This window comes from Candidatus Symbiothrix dinenymphae (genome assembly GCF_001431085.1).
In genome coordinates, this window is the sequence record NZ_BBRU01000223.1 from 16,375 (window position 1) to 34,137 (window position 17,763).

General features: G+C 47.5%; 13 protein-coding genes. 10 read left to right on the top strand and 3 right to left on the bottom strand.

The genetic code is table 11. The annotated features are described in order from the left end of the window. Nucleotides 1-24: 24 nt before the first annotated feature. Complete coding sequence (locus ASC50_RS03085) at nucleotides 25-1,770, top strand: sodium:solute symporter (protein WP_056928681.1); 1,746 nt, start codon at nucleotides 25-27, stop codon at nucleotides 1,768-1,770. Nucleotides 1,771-1,808: 38 nt separating this feature from the next. Then, the gene (locus ASC50_RS03090; RefSeq protein ID WP_056928692.1) at nucleotides 1,809-2,732 is read left to right on the top strand and encodes a glycoside hydrolase family 43 protein; all 924 of its coding nucleotides are present in this window, start codon (nucleotides 1,809-1,811) and stop codon (nucleotides 2,730-2,732) included. On the opposite strand, the gene ASC50_RS03095 is transcribed toward ASC50_RS03090, so the two are convergent. Continuing rightward, on the bottom strand, nucleotides 2,718-3,482 hold the full coding sequence (locus tag ASC50_RS03095; protein WP_056928682.1) for an SGNH/GDSL hydrolase family protein: 765 nt from the start codon (nucleotides 3,480-3,482) through the stop codon (nucleotides 2,718-2,720). The genes ASC50_RS03090 and ASC50_RS03095 overlap by 15 nt on opposite strands. 182 nt (nucleotides 3,483-3,664) lie before the next feature. Here ASC50_RS03095 and ASC50_RS03100 point away from each other — a divergent pair, with 182 nt between their 5' ends. The 6 genes from ASC50_RS03100 (at nucleotide 3,665) to lacZ (ending at nucleotide 14,209) form a co-directional block, all read left to right on the top strand. Beyond that, nucleotides 3,665-4,216 (top strand): BamJ family beta-barrel-assembly machinery protein, encoded by a 552-nt coding sequence (locus tag ASC50_RS03100; RefSeq protein ID WP_056928683.1) that lies wholly within the window; start codon nucleotides 3,665-3,667, stop codon nucleotides 4,214-4,216. A 46-nt stretch (nucleotides 4,217-4,262) separates the two neighbouring features. After that, nucleotides 4,263-6,344: a dipeptidyl-peptidase Dpp5 gene (gene dpp5 / locus ASC50_RS03105; RefSeq protein WP_056928684.1), complete on the top strand. Its 2,082-nt coding sequence runs from the start codon at nucleotides 4,263-4,265 to the stop codon at nucleotides 6,342-6,344. Between the two features lie 21 nt (nucleotides 6,345-6,365). Continuing rightward, nucleotides 6,366-7,253 (top strand): adenine-specific DNA-methyltransferase, encoded by an 888-nt coding sequence (yhdJ, locus tag ASC50_RS03110; protein WP_056928685.1) that lies wholly within the window; start codon nucleotides 6,366-6,368, stop codon nucleotides 7,251-7,253. Further along, complete coding sequence (locus ASC50_RS03115; RefSeq protein WP_056928686.1) at nucleotides 7,234-8,349, top strand: hypothetical protein; 1,116 nt, start codon at nucleotides 7,234-7,236, stop codon at nucleotides 8,347-8,349. Before yhdJ ends, ASC50_RS03115 begins: the two co-directional genes overlap by 20 nt. 165 nt (nucleotides 8,350-8,514) lie before the next feature. After that, a complete protein-coding gene (locus ASC50_RS03120; RefSeq protein WP_056928687.1) occupies nucleotides 8,515-11,028 on the top strand; it encodes an endonuclease MutS2 in 2,514 nt (837 codons plus the stop codon). Between the two features lie 106 nt (nucleotides 11,029-11,134). Continuing rightward, a complete protein-coding gene (lacZ, locus tag ASC50_RS03125) occupies nucleotides 11,135-14,209 on the top strand; it encodes a beta-galactosidase, LacZ type (RefSeq protein WP_056928688.1) in 3,075 nt (1,024 codons plus the stop codon). Nucleotides 14,210-14,240: 31 nt separating this feature from the next. Here the strand turns inward: lacZ and ASC50_RS03130 are convergent, their stop codons facing one another. After that, complete coding sequence (locus ASC50_RS03130) at nucleotides 14,241-15,362, bottom strand: DEAD/DEAH box helicase (protein ID WP_056928689.1); 1,122 nt, start codon at nucleotides 15,360-15,362, stop codon at nucleotides 14,241-14,243. Between the two features lie 133 nt (nucleotides 15,363-15,495). On the opposite strand from ASC50_RS03130, the gene rbsK reads away from it, so the two are divergent. Both rbsK and ASC50_RS03140 read left to right on the top strand, forming a co-directional pair. Next, nucleotides 15,496-16,413 carry a ribokinase gene (gene rbsK / locus ASC50_RS03135; protein WP_056928690.1) on the top strand — a complete coding sequence of 306 codons (918 nt, stop codon included), beginning with the start codon at nucleotides 15,496-15,498 and terminating at the stop codon, nucleotides 16,411-16,413. A gap of 26 nt (nucleotides 16,414-16,439) precedes the next feature. Next, nucleotides 16,440-17,441 (top strand): GRP family sugar transporter, encoded by a 1,002-nt coding sequence (locus ASC50_RS03140; protein WP_056928691.1) that lies wholly within the window; start codon nucleotides 16,440-16,442, stop codon nucleotides 17,439-17,441. A 70-nt stretch (nucleotides 17,442-17,511) separates the two neighbouring features. Here ASC50_RS03140 and ASC50_RS07115 read toward each other — a convergent pair whose 3' ends face one another. Then, entirely contained in the window at nucleotides 17,512-17,661 is a 150-nt protein-coding gene (locus ASC50_RS07115) for a hypothetical protein (RefSeq protein ID WP_158648340.1), read from the bottom strand. Nucleotides 17,662-17,763 lie beyond the last annotated feature (102 nt).

A 17,763-nucleotide genomic window follows, 5' to 3' on the forward strand; every position in this document is an offset into this window, starting at 1 on the left:
CTAAACTCTAAACACTATTATATTATGAATTGGAATTCAAATGAATTTTTGTGGCTCGACTGGGTAATTATCGCAGTTGGGATTTTAGCGGTGACGTGGGCTGTGTGGCGTTCGATACAAAAGGACAAACGCTTGCAGCAGGGTGCCAACAGCGAAGACTACCTCTTCGGTAAGGGCGAACCGTGGTACATCATCGGGGCGGCAATTTTTGCCGCCAACATCGGCTCCGAACACCTTGTGGGGCTTGCCGGAACAGGCGCAAAAGCCGGTGTGGGTATGGCACACTGGGAAATGCAGGGTTGGATGATACTCGTTTTGGGATGGCTATTTGTGCCTTTCTACCAACTCATGAACAACAAAATGGGGAAAATCATCACCATGCCCGACTTTCTCAAATACCGCTACACGCCGACTACGGGCTCGTGGCTGTCCATCGTCACACTTATTTCATACGTGCTGACAAAAGTGAGCGTAACGGCATTCACCGGCGGCATTTTTATGGAAAGTCTGCTGGGCATCCCTTTCTGGTACGGTGCCATCGGCTTGATACTTTTAACGGGCATCTTTACCGTTTTGGGCGGTATGAAGGGCGTGATGACCCTGTCCGCCATTCAAACGCCTATCCTTATCCTTGGCTCATTCCTTGTGCTTTTCTTGGGATTGGCTGCGCTCGGAGGCGGCAGTATCGCGGAAGGTTGGACGGCAATGATTGATTATTCAAAAACTTTAAACGTAGGAGCAGACGGCGTGGCATACGGCACCAACCACATGTTCCATTTCAATACGGGCGACCCGCTGTATGACGACTACCCGGGCTTTTGGGTGTTTATCGGAGCGGCCATTATCGGCTTTTGGTATTGGTGCACCGACCAGCATATCGTTCAACGTGTACTCGGACAGCGCAAAGGCGAGTCTAACGACGAGGTGATGAAACGCGCCCGCAGAGGCAGTATCGCGGCAGGTTATTTCAAATTGTTGCCCGTGTTTATGTTCATGATACCGGGCATGGTAGCCGCAGCATTGGCGGCGCGCCCCGACAGCGGATTCACGTTAGACAACCCCGACACCGCCTTTGGTTCCATGGTCAAGTTTGTATTGCCCGCCGGTGTGAAAGGCATTGTCACTGTGGGCTTTATATCGGCATTGGTGGCTTCTTTGGCGGCATTCTTCAACTCTTGTGCGACGTTGTTCACGGAAGATTTTTACAAACCGATGTTTAAAAAGAAGAGCGAGGCAACTTACGTCCTGGTAGGTCGCGTTGCCACAGTCGCGGTTGTGATATTGGGCATCGTCTGGATACCGATTATGATGAGTTTGGGCAGCCTTTACGACTACCTGCAAGGCATCCAATCGCTACTCGCACCGGCAATGGTAGCCGTATTTGCTTTGGGCATATTCTCCAAACGCATCACGCCAAAAGCAGGCGAGGCGGGTATGATAGTAGGTTTTGCTATCGGTATGTTGCGTTTGCTGACCAATATATTTACAGAAACAGGTGCCAAAGCAATGACCGGCTGGTGCTGGGAAAGTACAGCGTGGTTCTGGCAAACCAACTGGCTTATCTTTGAGATATGGTTGCTCGTCTTCATCATGGCATTGATGGTGGCAGTGTCATTTTTCACCCCCAAGCCAACCGCTCAGCAGATAGAGGCTATCACTTTCACCGATGACTACAAGAAGCTCATCAGGCAGAGTTGGAACAAGTGGGATGTGATTGCGTCGCTGGGTGTGGTCGCTTTTTGTGCCGCGTTTTATTTTTATTTTTGGTAAAAACAACAATTTATTTTAAATTAAATATATATATATGTATGAAAACGATTTATTCTATGCTTTTGCTGGCATTTATGTTGCTTATTTCATGTAGCGAAGAAAAAACGGTTTATCTTTTTTCATATTTCAAAAATAACGGAGAAGACGGGCTTCATTTGGCTTACAGTAGCGACGGTTACAATTGGGAGGCGTTAAATAACGACCAATCCCTTTTGAAACCGGAGTTAAGTAAAGACAAGTTGATGCGCGACCCTTGTATAATACAAGGCGGGGACGGACTTTATCATCTGGTATGGACGATTAGTTGGAGGGAGAACGGAATCGGATATGCCTCTTCGAAAGACTTGATTTCGTGGTCGGAACAAAAACTTATTCCGGTAATGGCGCATGAAAAGGGAGTAAAGAATTGCTGGGCGCCGGAAATTACCTACGATAAAGTGACTAAGGAATACATGATTCATTGGGCAACTACCATTGAAGGACGTTTTACAGATGATGGTGAAGACGAATGGAATAATCGCATGTATTATGTAACAACAAAAGATTTTAAACATTTTTCAGAAACAAAATTGTTATATGATAAAGGGTTTGATGTGATTGACGCAACAATTGTTCCGATAGAAGGCAAATTTGTGATGTTCCTAAAAGGTCCTCAAAAAAATATCCTTATCGCCACCTCTGAAAAACTTACCGGACCTTATTCTGAACCTTCCGAGCCCATTACCGGAAATTATTGGGCTGAAGGTCCTACTGTAACTAAGGTCGGGGAAAATTGGGTGGTGTATTTTGATAAATACAGGGACGGAAAATTTGGAGCGGTAAGTTCTTCGGATTTAAAGAAATGGGAAGATATTTCCGCTCAGATATCCCTGCCACCCGGCATCCGGCACGGTTCCATATTGAAAGTTCCGGCAACGTTAATTTGCAATGGTTTGAGCCTTTGCGAGTCAGTGAAAATTTAGCACTGCTTTTATCCACGCTTGCGCCATCAACTGTGCTCCCGCCAAAGACGGATGTACGCCGTCGGTGCCCCAATATTCCGAATTGGCTTGTTTCAGTGCCTCGTTAAAGACCGTTTGGAACGGGACGAATGTTAAATCGAACTCGCGTGCCAATTTGCGTGCTACATTGCGATAGGGTGCAAAGCCGCTTTCCCATGTGTTGTCCAACACTGAGCCTCCATGCACTATGAAAGGCTCACAGATGACTATTTTTACCTCCGGCAAGGCTTTTTTTGTGCGAGTCAAAAGTGCGCGGTAATCGGTTTCATACGTTTCAACGGTGCCTGTATATTGACCGAGTGAATGCCAAAAATCGTTTACTCCAATGAGAATACTCAACAGGTTGGGTTTCAACTCAATACAATCTTTGTCCCAACGGCCGGCTAATTGGAAAACCTTGTTGCCGGAAATGCCGCGATTGTAGATTTTCAATCCTTTTTCGGCATTATTTGCTAAAATGTTGGCTGCGGTAAAAAGCGGATAGCCACCTCCCAATTGAGCAGGCGCGTTCACTTCCGCTTCTTTTTTTCTGTCGCGCCCCCAATCCGTGATAGAATCGCCTTGAAACAGAATTGTGTCCCCTTTGGACAACTGATACCAATCGGCGTTATCCACCGCAGGAGCATCTGGCATCGCCGCTTTCACAATCTCCGGAATCGATACGGCAACGCCTGCCAATACCGATTTTTTGAAAAAATTTCGTCTATCCATAACTAAAAAATATTTTTTTTTAATAATAATCGGGTGCAAAGGTATTATTTTTTTATGGAATAAAAAAATATGCTGTACAACATAAAATTTATTTTGATGTTGATGTTGTTGAGAATTCAGAAAAAAAGACTACCTTTGTGCTCAAAAAATTCTCTCGACCTACTTAAAAAAAAAGGACAAAGATGAAAAAAACAGTATTATTTGCCCTCACCGCACTCGCTTGTAGTGCCTGTGATTGGGACAATGTGGATGAAGACAACACTCAGTACGATGGCATCGTTGCTGAGATGTACGCAATTCAAAGTCAGGCACTCTCCTCACCGGGCGGGCGTTGGCGTGTACTTAATGACTCGTGCTACAACGAGATAACGCGAAATGCGGATTGGGACACCGTCTCCACACTCGGAGGCAGCAAAGGCGTGTATTATCGCGAAATCCCAAACTCCAACGTCAAAGGAGTCGTACACCCCATTCAAACGGCTGCGGTGGTGGTCAATTATGTTGGGAAATTAGGCTCGGAAACGATTTTTGACCAAGGGCGCGGGGCAAAATTCACGGTCAATGGCGTGGTTACGGGCTTTTCTACCGCCTTGCAAGACATGGTAGCAGGCGACAAATGGGAAATTTGCATCCCCTACGCATTAGGCTACGGCACGGCAGGCTCGTCCTCCATTCCCGGCTATTCAACCCTGTTTTTTGAAATCGAATTGTTAGAAATCATTCAATATCCCTAATGATATGAAAACTCAAATTCAATTATTAAACACGTTATTCATTGGTATGATAACTTTATGCGCTGCCTGCCAGCCCACAAACAAGGACAACAAAAATTCGAATGTTGTCATCAAAAAAACGACCGGTGATAGTTTCAAGTCGGTTGTTGCTAACGGTCGCTTGAGCGGCGAAGCGATGCATCTGTTTGGGCAGGTGAGCACCGGTGCTGTTTCGCCTGATGGGAAAACCGTGCTTTACGGTGTGTCCTACGGCAATATTGCGCTGAACAAACGCAACCGCGAACTGTTTACGGTCAATATTGACGGCACTCACAGGCGGCAAATCACGCATTCGGCGAAAAGCGAGGGCGATGTGCAGTGGATTAACGATGGCAAAGGCATTGCGTTTATCTACAACGACCAACTGTGGGCAATGGCTGCGGATGGCAGCGGACGAAAGCAAATTGGGATGTACAGTAGCCCGATTGAAAGCTTTCGGTTTTCGCCCAATGGCAGAAAAGTGCTGTTTATCAGCACTGTGCCGTCCGTCACGCCAAGTTCGGAAGTCTATCCCGACCTCGACAAAGCCAGCGGACGCGTTATTGACGACCTGATGTACAAGCATTGGGACGAGTGGGTGGAAAAAATTCCCCACCCCTTTGTAGCCGATTTTGACGCTTCCAAAGGATTAATTAACATCATCGACCTGCTGGAAGGCGAGCCGTTTGAATCGCCGATGCGCCCCTGGGGTGGTATCGACCAGTTGGCATGGTCGCCCGACAGCAAGACGATTGCTTACACCTGTCGCAAAAAAACAGGCAAAGAGTATGCAAAATCCACTAATTCAGACATTTACCTCTATGAAATAGCCACGAAAAAGACCAAAAATCTGACCGAAGGCATGATGGGCTACGACCAAAACCCCAAATTTTCGGCAGACGGTCAATACCTCGCGTGGCAGAGCATGGCGCGTGATGGCTACGAGGCGGACAAAAATCGTCTGTTCGTTCAAAACCTCTCCACAGGCGAAAGGCACGACCTGACACCCTATTTCGACTACAATGTGGATGCCTTTTGTTGGGACAAAGCCCACACGATTTATTTTGTGGCTAACAAATTGGGTACCAACCAGTTATTCAAGGTGGATGCGTTGGCTCCGGTCTTGCCCAACGAACAATCCATCACGAAACTCACCGAAGGCGTGCACGACTACGCCTCTGTAGCATACGCCAACAACACATTGATTGGTCTGCGCAAGTCCATGAGCAGCCCGCCCGAAGTGTATGCGGTGAACCTCGCGAATGGCAAGCAAACCAACATTTCGCAAGAAAACATCGACCTGCTGGCTCAAATCACGATGGGGCGCGTGGAAGAACGCTGGATTGAAACCACCACGGGCGAAAATATGCTGACGTGGGTGATGTATCCGCCCGATTTTGACCCCACGAAAAAATATCCGGCGATTTTGTATTGTCAGGGCGGTCCGCAAAACACGGTGAGCCAATTCTGGTCTACGCGCTGGAACCTCCAAGTGATGGCGGCGCACGACTACATCATCGTGGCACCCAACCGCCACGGCGTTCCGGGCTTCGGTCAGAAATGGAACGAGCAAATCAGCGGCGACTACGGCGGGCAAAATATGCGCGATTATCTCTCCGCGATTGATGCGCTGGCAAAAGAGCCGTTTGTGGATGAAACGCGCTTGGGCTGCACCGGAGCCAGTTACGGCGGCTTTTCCGTCTTTTGGCTGGCGGGCAACCACAACAAGCGATTCAAAGCCTTCTGGGCACACGCCGGCATCTTCAACGTAGAAGCGCAATACCTCGAAACCGAAGAAATGTGGTTCGCCAACTGGGATTTAGGCGGCGCATTCTGGGACAAAACCAACGCCACCGCACAACGCTCGTTCGCCAACTCCCCCCACAAATTCGTAGAAAAATGGGACACCCCCATAGCCATCTCGCACGGCGAATTAGACTACCGCATCCTCGCCTCACAAGGCATGCAAGCCTTCAACGCCGCCCAACTGCGAGGCATCCCCTCCCGCCTCCTCATCTATCCCAACGAAAACCACTGGATTTCGCAGCCGCAGAATGGGGTGCTGTTTTACAGGGAGTTTTTTCGGTGGTTTGATGCTTATTTGAAATGAAAAATGTAAACAATTAACACTATGGAAATTTTTGAATGCCAAAATAATAAAATAGTACAAGGCGATTCGTTGGAAATTTTATCCGCCGAAGTGCCCGATGATTCTGTTGATTTGATTTTCGTTGACCCGCCTTACAATATCGGTAAAAATTTTAATGGACATAAAGACAAATGGGCAACAGACGAGGATTATCTTAATTGGTGTTATCAATGGATTAACCTGTGTATTGGAAAATTGAAATCAACAGGAAGTATGTACATTATGACTTCAACACAGTTTATGCCTTATTTTGATATATTTCTACGGAAAAAATTAACTATCCTTTCGCGTTTGGTTTGGTATTATGACAGTTCGGGTGTACAAGCAAAAAATTATTACGGTTCAATGTACGAACCAATTTTATTTTGTGTAAAAAACCCCGATAATTACACATTTAATGCGAATGATATTTTGGTGGAAGCAAAAACAGGTGCAAAACGCAAATTGATTGATTATCGCAAAAATCCGCCGCAAGTTTACAGTTCTGAAAAAGTTCCGGGTAATGTTTGGGAGTTTGCCCGCGTTCGCTATCGAATGGACGAATACGAAAACCACCCAACCCAAAAACCGATAGCATTATTGGAACGAATAATAAAAGCAAGTTCAAATATTGGCGATACCGTTTTAGACCCATTTTCGGGAACTTTTACAACAAGTTTTGTCGCCAAACAGTTAGGCAGAAAATCAATCGGAATTGAATTGCAGGAAGAATATGTAAAAATCGGATTACGCCGCTTGGGAATAGCCGATGAATACAAAGGCGAAAAACTGCAAAAAGAGTTACGAACATTTGAAAATAAAACAGCGAAATTTCATACGCTAAGTTTAAATTTATTTGAGAAACAGCCAAATGGAACATACATTTACTAATAATATCAAGCAAATTCTGAAAAAGGATTTTGGCAAAAATGCAGAACCCATTTTTGAAAAGAGTTTACTAATTCAATATTTGAACGAGAAAACTCGTTCCGCCAATCGTGGCTCAAAAGCAAGAGGCAGTTTTGCCAATCTTTATGCTATTTATGTAATCATAGAAGATTATATTACAAAGGGTTTTGATACACAAGGCGATTATTCGACTTACAAAGGAGCTTTGTTTAGCAATCTTTTTGCAAGACAGAGAGCATTGCCGTTTGGCAGCAAACTTCAAAATCACGCTTTGAATAACCGAATGAATGCTGAATTTCAAAAATATTTTCCTAATGCAGAGTACATTCCTATTCTTCGCAATCTTGAAACAAATCGCTATTGGATAAATGAAAATTTGTTGAAAATCACGGTCGAAAACAAAAAGTTCAATCTTGCAACTGCAATTATTGAAATCATAGATGAATACATTAAAACGAAAGAAGATGCGTTTCAAAGGTTTGTAAAATCTTGTGAAGAACTGCAAAAGATAGGAACAAAATCGCCGCAAAAAGCCGAAAAATTTATTATCGGTTTGCTTGCCACAAATATTGATGCACGACTGTTTGAAATTGTAAGTTATTCTATTTTAAAATATTACTATCACGACCGGCAAATTTATTGGGGTTTTGAAATAGACAAACTCAATAAGGAAAATCTGACTTTATACAAGACGGGCAGAACAAATGCCAATGATGGCGGTATTGATTTTGTAATGAAGCCGTTAGGCAGATTTTTTCAAGTTACAGAAACGTTGGATTTCAAAAAATATTTTCTCGACATTGACAAAATACAGAAATATCCCATTTCGTTCATTATCAAATCGGAAGAGAGTAACGAAGAATTTTTGAAAAAAATACAAGACAATGCAAATAAAACCTATTCAATCAATGCAATAGTTGACAAATATATGGCTTGTATTGAAGAAGTTATCAATATTCCAACATTGAGTGTTCGCTTTAAAGAGGCAATTAAGAAAGGTTATTTGAATAAAATACTTGACGAAATAGTGTTACAAAGTAGAGTAGAATTTAATTATGAGGAGGAAAACGATGAATAAAACTATGGAAGTGGGAAATAAAATCACCTCTTTGCAGGAGCTAATAGAAAAGTTTTTTAGACATTAATTTCGTGGTAATCGGGATTTAATAGAACAAGGCATCGACGAAAATGGGCGCAAATTCTACAAAATCTATTATCAGGAAGAAAATTAATAAAAAATCCAATGATTTACCCCCAAAATTACGAACAAAAAATAGCCTTCGACAACATCCGCCAACTACTGGCGGCGCGTTGCCTCTCGCCCTTAGGAACAGAAAAGGTGGAGGAGATGGCTTTTTCTGCCGAGCCGAAGGCGATTCGGACTTTGCTGCATCAGACTTCGGAGATGACACAGGTGCTGCGCGATGCCGACGCTTTCCCGTCCGACAACTTTTTTGATGTGCGCGAAGCATTAAAGAAAATTCGAGTTGATGGCACTTATTTGCTTGAAAATGAATTGTTTGATATTAAGCGGTCGCTGGATACTATCAATGCTATCGTGAAATTTTTCACAACGCCTCTCCCCCCTGAGGGGGGCAAGGGGGGCTATTTCCCGCATTTGCAGGCTTTGGCTGCCGACGTGCCCGTCTTTCCCGATTTGTGCAGGCAGATTGAGCGGATTCTTGATGCTTTTGGGCACGTTAAGGATAGTGCTTCGCCCGAATTGGGAGAGATTCGGCGGCAGTTGGCGCAGACTGCCAACAGCATTTCAAAGACGCTCAACAGCATTTTGCGGAGTGCGCAGGCGGAGGGGCTGGTCGAAAAAGACGTGGCTCCCACCATGCGCGACGGGCGGCTCGTGATACCGATTTCGCCCGCTTTCAAACGCAAGCTACGCGGCATTGTGCACGACGAATCCGCCACCGGAAAGACCGTTTTCATCGAGCCTGCCGAGGTGGTGGAAGCCAACAACAAGATTCGCGAACTGGAAAGCGAGGAAAGGCGCGAAATCATCCGCCTCCTGACACAATTCACCGACAAAATTCGCCCGCTGACACCGGAAATCCGCGAATCCTACCAATTTTTGGCACAAATCGACTTTATCCGCGCCAAAGCACTGTTCGCCCTAAGCATCGACGCCACCTTGCCAACGGTAGAAAATCAGCCGCTTATAGACTGGATTCACGCCATTCACCCCCTGCTACTGCTTTCGCACCGCAAACAGGGCAAGCCGGTGGTGCCGTTGGATTTGGAGCTGGGTAAGGGGTATAAGGTAGAGGGTGAAAGGTATGGGGTAGAGGGTGAAAGGCTTCTCATCATTTCCGGTCCCAACGCCGGCGGCAAATCGGTGCTTTTGAAAACCGTCGGGCTGCTGCAATATATGCTGCAATCGGGGCTGTTGATTCCGGTGGATGAGCGCTCCAAAGTCGGTATTTTCAAGGATATTTTCTTGGATATTGGCGACGAGCAGTCTATCGAAAATGATTTGAGCACATACAGTTCGCACTTGACGAATATGAAGGTGATGGTCAAAAACGTGTCTGCCCACTCGCTGCTGCTGATTGACGAGTTTGGTGGCGGCACCGAGCCGCAGATTGGGGGAGCCATCGCTGAGGCTCTTTTGCACCGTTTCAACGACAAAGGCAGTTTTGGCATTATCACCACGCACTATCAAAACCTCAAATCGTTTGCCGAAAACCACGCGGGAGTGGTCAATGGCGCGATGCTCTACGACCGCCACGAGATGCAGCCGCTTTTTCGCCTTTCCATCGGCAACCCCGGCAGTTCGTTTGCCATCGAAATAGCCCGCAAAATAGGCCTGCCCGAAGACGTGATTGCCGAAGCCTCCGACATCGTGGGACAGGATTATGTCGCGATGGACAAATACCTGCAAGACATCGTCCGCGACAAACGATATTGGGAAAACAAGCGGCAAAAAATCCACCAACAGGAAAAACACCTCGAAGAACTGACCGAACGCTACACCGCCAAATTCGACAAGGTAGAAACCCAACGCAAAGAAATCATCGCCCAAGCCCAAGCAGAAGCCGAAAAACTCCTCGCCGAAGCCAACGCCACCATCGAAAAAACCATCCGCGAAATCAAAGAGGCACAGGCGGAGAAGGAACGGACGAAGGCGGCGCGGCAGGAATTGACAAAATTTAAACAATCCTTGCCACAACCTGTCATTGCGGGCTTGACCCGCAACCCCCTCCCGATTAAGCATCTCTCGCAGGGGATTGCGGGTCAAGCCCGCAATGACAATGCCGACAGTGTTGTCCGCAACGCACCCATCGCCATCGGCGACACCGTCCGCATCCGCGGGCAGCAAACGGCGGGCGAAGTGCTGGAAATACAGGGCAAAAACGCCGTAGTAGCCTTCGGTGCATTAAAAACGACGAGCAAAATCAGCCAATTGGAAAAAACCAGCCGCAACCGGCTGAAAAAAGAGGCATCCCGCCCGCAAATCATACTTGCCAACAGTGCCGACACGCTGTCTGCCAAAAAGCAAAATTTCAGTATGGAATTGGACTTGCGCGGGATGCGAGCCGACGAAGCCCTGCAAGCCCTGATGTATTACCTCGACGACGCGATTCAATGCAATGTCGGGCGCGTCCGCATTCTGCACGGCACCGGCACCGGCGCGTTGCGCCAAATCACCCGCGACTATCTCCACACCGCCTCCGGCATTGCCAATTATCAGGATGAGCATGTGGAGTTTGGCGGGGCGGGCGTCACGGTGGTGGAGTTGGCGTGATAAAAATAATGCGTCAATTGAAAAAAAAATCGTAAATTTGCAGCATATTCGGCGACTTTCCCGCTGAGGTATGAAATTGATTATGTAAGACTTTATCAGCAATAATATGAAACGAACAATGTTAGTTACAGGGCTTGCGTTCCTTAGTTTGGGAACTGCCCGCGCGCAAACTCCCGAATGGGAAAATCCCGAAATTTTCGGCATCAACAAGGAGCCGGCTCGCGCCACCGCCCTGCCGTACAGTACTGAACAGCAAGCGATTGCGGATGTTTACTCTGCCTCGCCCTACTACCTGTCTTTGGACGGTACATGGAAGTTTAATTGGCACAAACGACCTGCCGACAAGCCCGAAGGCTTCTTCAAGGCGGGCTACGATGTGAGCAAGTGGGACAATATCAAGGTGCCCGGCAATTGGGAATTGCAGGGGTTTGGCACGCCTATTTACACCAACATCACCTATCCGCATCCCAAAAATCCGCCCTACATCGACCACAGCGACAACCCTGTGGGCTGCTATGTGCGCGATTTCGACATACCCAAAGCATGGGACGGTCGCCGCGTGTTTCTGCATTTCGAGAGCGGATTGGCTGCCATGTATATCTGGGTGAACGGCGAAAAAGTGGGCTACAGCCAAGTGACGAAAAGCCCCGCCGAGTTCGACATCACAAAGTACATCAAGCAGGGCAAAAACACACTGGCTATTGAGGGCTATCGCTGGAGCGACGGCTCGTACTTGGAAGACCAGGATTTTTGGCGGCTGTCGGGCTTCGACCGTAGCGTGTATCTCTACAGCACCGACCAAATTCGCATTCAGGATTATTTTGCGAAGGGCGACCTCGACAATGCGTATAAGAACGGGCTGTTTTCGGTGGATGTGACGCTGAAAAATTATTCCTCTGTGGCGCAAAATACAATAGAGGTTAAATTGTTGGATGCTGCGGGTAAAACCGTTTATGCGGAAACAAAAAAAGATACTCATTTTGCAAAGACAATTCCTTCGCCCCGTCTGTGGAGCAATGAAACACCATATTTATACACATTACTATTAACATTGAAGGATGCTTCAGGCAAAACAATTGAGGTAACTTCCTCCAAAATCGGCTTCCGCAAGGTGGAAATCAAAAACGCACAGTTGCTGGTCAATGGCAAACCCATTTTGGTGCGCGGTGTGAACATCCACGAGCACAATCCGTCCAACGGGCACGTGCAGGACGAAGCCACTATGCGCCGCGACATTGCCCTGATGAAACAGCACAATATCAATGCCGTGCGCACGAGTCACTACCCCGAGAGCTCGCTGTGGTACAAACTTTGCGACGAATACGGCATCTTCCTCGTGGACGAAGCCAACATCGAATCGCACGGATTGGGCTACGGACCGCAGAATGTCGCCAACTTCCCCGAATGGGCGGAGGCGCACAAAGACCGCATGGTGCGTGCCGTGGAGCGCGACAAAAACCACCCGTCCGTCATCATTTGGAGCATGGGCAACGAGTGCAGCAACGGCACGGTGTTCCCCGAAATATACAAATGGCTGAAAGAGCGCGACCCCTCCCGCCCCGTACAATTTGAACAGGCGGGCGAGGCGGCGAACACCGACATCGTGTGCCCCATGTATCCGGGCATTGACCACATGAAACGCTATGCTGCCCGCACCGATGTGACCCGCCCGTTCATCATGTGCGAATATGCACACGCGATGGGCAACAGTAGCGGCAATTTTCAGGAATATTTCGACATCATCGCCTCCTCGCCACACATGCAGGGCGGATTTATCTGGGATTGGGTTGACCAGGGCATCAAGGCGACAGACGACAGCGGGCGCGATTATTGGGCGTATGGCGGCGACATCGGCGGCTATCAATACACTCACGACCAGAATTTCTGCGCCAACGGGCTGATTACCCCCGACCGCAAGCCGCATCCGGGATTGAATGAAGTAAAAAAGGTGTATCAGGATATTCTCTTTCACGCCAAAGACCTGTCGAAGGGCATCATCACCATCGAAAACCGCTTTCTGTACAACGATTTGAGCAATTACGCTTTCAAATGGGAACTGCTGAAAAACGGCGAAAAAGCCGCCGAAGGCACCCTGAATATCGCGCAAGCCGCCGGCACAAAAAAGGATGCCACCATCGCCCTGCCGCGCGTGGTGCTGACAAAGATGGCAGGCACAGAATACTATCTGAATATCTATGCCTACACCAAGCAAGAGACGGAAATGGTGCCCGCCGGTCACGAAATAGCCCGCGAACAGTTTGCGCTATCGGCGAACAACTTTTTTACTGAAAAATCTGCCTCCGGCACGGTCGAAGTCGAGAAAGACGATGACAGAACGGTGATATTGAAAGCCGGAGAGGTAACAATCTATTTCAACAAACGCAACGGCGCATTGGATGGCTATACCTACGGCAAAAACCGCCTCGTGGCATCCGGTCCGCAGCCCGATTTCTGGCGCGCACCCATCGACAACGATTACGGCAACAACTATCCCGCCATAGCCAATGTTTGGAAGCAGGCAGGACGCAACAAAACGCTGAACAATTTTGCGGTCAATAAAACGGCAAGCGAAGTCGTCCTCACGGCTGATTATACGCTGAATGACGTGTCAAGCCCCTACACGGTGCGCTACACCATTGCGGGCGATGGCTCTGTGAAAGTGAACATTTCGTGGCAAGCGGGCAAAAAAGGCTTGCCCGAAATGCCACGCTTCGGTACACAATTGCGCCTCTCCCCCGAATTTGACAATTTTGAATATTACGGCAGAGGTCCGTGGGAAAACTATTCGGATAGAAACACATCCTCTTTTGTAGGCATCTACAAAAGCACGGTTGCCGAACAGTCATTTGACTACGTCCGCCCGCAGGAAAACGGCAACCACACCGACGTCCGGTGGCTGACGCTCACCAACAGCGACGGCGCAGGCATCAAAATCACAGGCACACAACCGCTAAGCGTGAAAGTAGCCCACAATCCGGCAGAGGATTTGGACTTCGGCACGTCAAAGAAAAACACGCACCCAAGCGATGTGACACCGCGAAAAGACGTATTCTTGAATGTCGATTTGTTGCAACGCGGGCTTGGCGGCGATAATAGTTGGGGTGCTTTGCCACACGAGCCATATCGACTGCTGGGCGATTCGTACAGTTATGAATATGTGATTAGCACGATAGGAAAATAATTGGCTTTGTCGGCTGACCTCATTTTTGCGTCTATGATGCGGAAAGAGGTAGCATCGGCAATGTTTTTCCAATCAATTTTTGAATGTCGTGCAGTAGCGGTCGTTCTTCTTGCGAGCAGAAAGTGAGTGCCATTCCGGTATTTCCGGCTCTACCGGTTCGTCCGATGCGGTGCACGTAGGTTTCGGGCACATTTGGTATATCGTAATTGATGACCAGCTCCAATTGGTCGATGTCGATGCCCCGCGCGGCGATGTCGGTCGCAATCAATACGCTGATTTTGTTGGATTTGAAGTCGGTGAGGGCTGTTTGGCGGGCATTCTGCGACTTGTTGCCGTGAATAGCCTGACTACCGATACCGGCTTTGCACAGGATACGGGCAATTTTGTCCGCACCATATTTTGTGCGGGAAAAGACCAGGACGGACTGCGGGCGTTGTTTTTTCAATAACTGAATCAACAAGTTTTTCTTTCCCTCTTTTTCCACAAAATACACATTTTGCTTGATGGTGTCCACCACCGAAGACGTGGGCGACACTTCCACCCGCACCGGATGATGCAAAATAGAACTCGAAAGCGTTGCGATAGCGGCAGGCATGGTGGCAGAGAAAAACAAAGTTTGCTTTTCCTTCGGCAACTTCGGCAAAATGCGGTTGATGTCGTGGATAAAGCCCATATCCAGCATCCGGTCGGCTTCGTCCAACACAAAATGTTGAATGGTGTCTAATTTGATGTAACCCTGTTTCATTAAGTCCAATAAGCGACCGGGCGTAGCAACCAATATATCAACGTTGCGCCGAAGCGCGTCGGTTTGCGCTTGTTGTTTGACACCGCCAAAAATAACCGTGTGGCGGATAGCCGTGTATTTGGCATAATCGTGAATACAATCGCTGATTTGAATCGCCAATTCCCGCGTAGGCGTGAGAATCAATGCTCTAATGCCTTTGCACGGGTTATTGTCGCGATGCAGGTGCTGGATGATGGGAATAACAAAAGCAGCGGTCTTGCCGGTACCCGTTTGCGCTAATCCCAAAATGTCTTGTTTGCGTAATGCCGGTGGAATGGCTTGGTTCTGAATGGGGGTTGGAACGTCATATCCCTTGTCGAGCAGAGCCTTCAATATCGGCTCAATAATACCTAATTCTTTAAATGTCATCTATTTTTTTTGTTGTTGAAAGCGCAAAGGTACGAAATAGTTATGAGTTATGAGTTATGAGTTATGAATTTTCAGGGTATGATTTGTTTTTAATATAATTTTGCTTACCTTTGCAGCAAATTCAGGAAAAAAAATGGATAATAATGACAGGATAGTAGTGGTAGGCAGTTGCAATACCGACATGGTCATCAAGTCGGAACGGCTTCCGGCTCCGGGCGAAACAATTCTCGGCGGAACATTTCTGATGAATCCCGGAGGCAAAGGTGCTAATCAGGCGGTTGCTGCGGCGCGTCTGGGTGGTAACGTAAGTTTTGTAGCCAAAACAGGCAATGACCTTTTCGGGAAACAATCGGTAGAACTGTACAAAGCCGAAGGTATTGGAACGAATTATATCTTTTCCGATGCGGAAAATCCGTCCGGCGTGGCGCTTATCACTGTCGATGCGAAAGGCGAAAACTGCATAGTGGTAGCTTCCGGCGCCAACGGTACATTAAGTCCCGAAAACATCGACACAGCGCAACCTGAAATCGAATCGGCGTCTATCGTGCTGATGCAGTTGGAAATCCCTTTGGAAACGGTGGAATATACGGCTGAGATGGCTTTCCGCAAAGGCATAAAAGTGATACTCAATCCGGCACCGGCACAAAAATTGTCGGATAAGTTGCTGCAAAGCCTGCATATCATCATTCCCAACAGCACCGAGGCGGAAATTCTGTCGGGCATAAAGGTAAGCGATTGGACAACGGCAAAAGCCGCCGCGACCGCTATCAGTGCCAAAGGGGTGGACATCGTTGTGCTGACGCTTGGCGCACAGGGAGCACTCATCAAAGAAGGCGACCGCTTCCACGAAGTAGTTGCCGAAAAAGTAAAGGCAGTGGACACTACCGCTGCCGGAGATACTTTCTGTGGTGCATTGTGTGTCGGTATTTCCGAAGGACTGTCTGTGCTTGATGCGGTCAAAATAGCTTGCAAAGCCGCAGCCATCTCAGTAACACGAATGGGGGCACAGGCATCAGCACCTTACAGACAAGAATTGAGAATTGAAAAATAGTAATTTATCATTAAAAATTAAAGAATATGTTTATCGTTAATAATTATCTTTTGGCAATTATTTTTTGCTTTATTACCATGTTGTGCTGGGGGTCGTGGGGAAACACACAGAAGCTGGCAGGCAAAACATGGCGTTACGAGTTGTTTTATTGGGATTATGTGATTGGAATCCTGTTGTTTTCGTTGCTTTCGGCTTTTACGCTGGGCAGTATCGGCTCTGAGGGGCGCAGTTTTATTCCCGATTTGGCACAGGCTGAATGGGGGAATATCGGCAGTGCCTTTCTGGGCGGCGTTATTTTCAATGCAGCGAATATTCTCTTATCGGCAGCCATCGCCATTGCCGGCTTGTCGGTGGCATTTCCCGTTGGCATAGGGTTGGCATTGGTTTTGGGTGTAATCATCAATTACATCGGACAGTCAACAGGCAATCCGGCGTTGCTGTTCGGCGGAGTAGCATTGGTTACAGCCGCTATCATATTGAATGCGCTGGCATATAACAAAATGGCAAAACAAACCAAGACGGTATCCTCCAAAGGAATCATACTGTCGTTGTTAGCCGGTGTATTGATGTCGTTTTTCTACCGTTTTGTAGCGGCATCAATGGATTTGGAGAATTTCGTCAGTCCCGCCATTGGTAAAATGACGCCTTATACTGCGATGTTTATTTTTGCCTGCGGTGTGTTTGTCAGCAATTTTCTTTTCAATACCATAGTGATGAAAAAACCGTTTGAAGGTACGCCGGTGAGTTACAAAGCCTACTTCAAAGGCGGTTTCAACATCCATTGGGTAGGTATATTGGGCGGTCTAATCTGGGGACTTGGCAATGCTTTCAGCCTGATAGCAGCCGGTAAAGCCGGTGCCGCCATTTCCTACGGCTTGGGACAAGGAGCCACCTTGGTTTCCGCATTCTGGGGCGTTATTATTTGGAAAGAGTTTAAGGATGCGCCGCACGGCACTAACAGCTATCTCTATGCCATGTTTGCGCTGTTCATTGCAGGCTTGGGGCTAATTATCGCAGCGGGAATGTAAAAAAAAATAGGGACAAATATACATAGCCTTTTATCCCGTAGGGATTATAGCTCGGTAGAAAAGCCAATTCTCACCTCCACCCTGCATCCCGTAGGGATGCAACCGTTTGCGGATGATGTTGCATCCCTACGGGATGCAGGAATGGGGGGAGGCATTCCATTTCTACCGAGCTATAATCCCTACGGGTAGGGTGTGCAAACGGATTTGCAAAACTCATCAAAAAGCACTACCTTTGCGCCTTATAAACAATTAAATAATAGCAATTTATGAAAACGAAGCGCGAAGAAAAATTAGAGAGAGAGTTGCAATCCTGCCGTCAAGC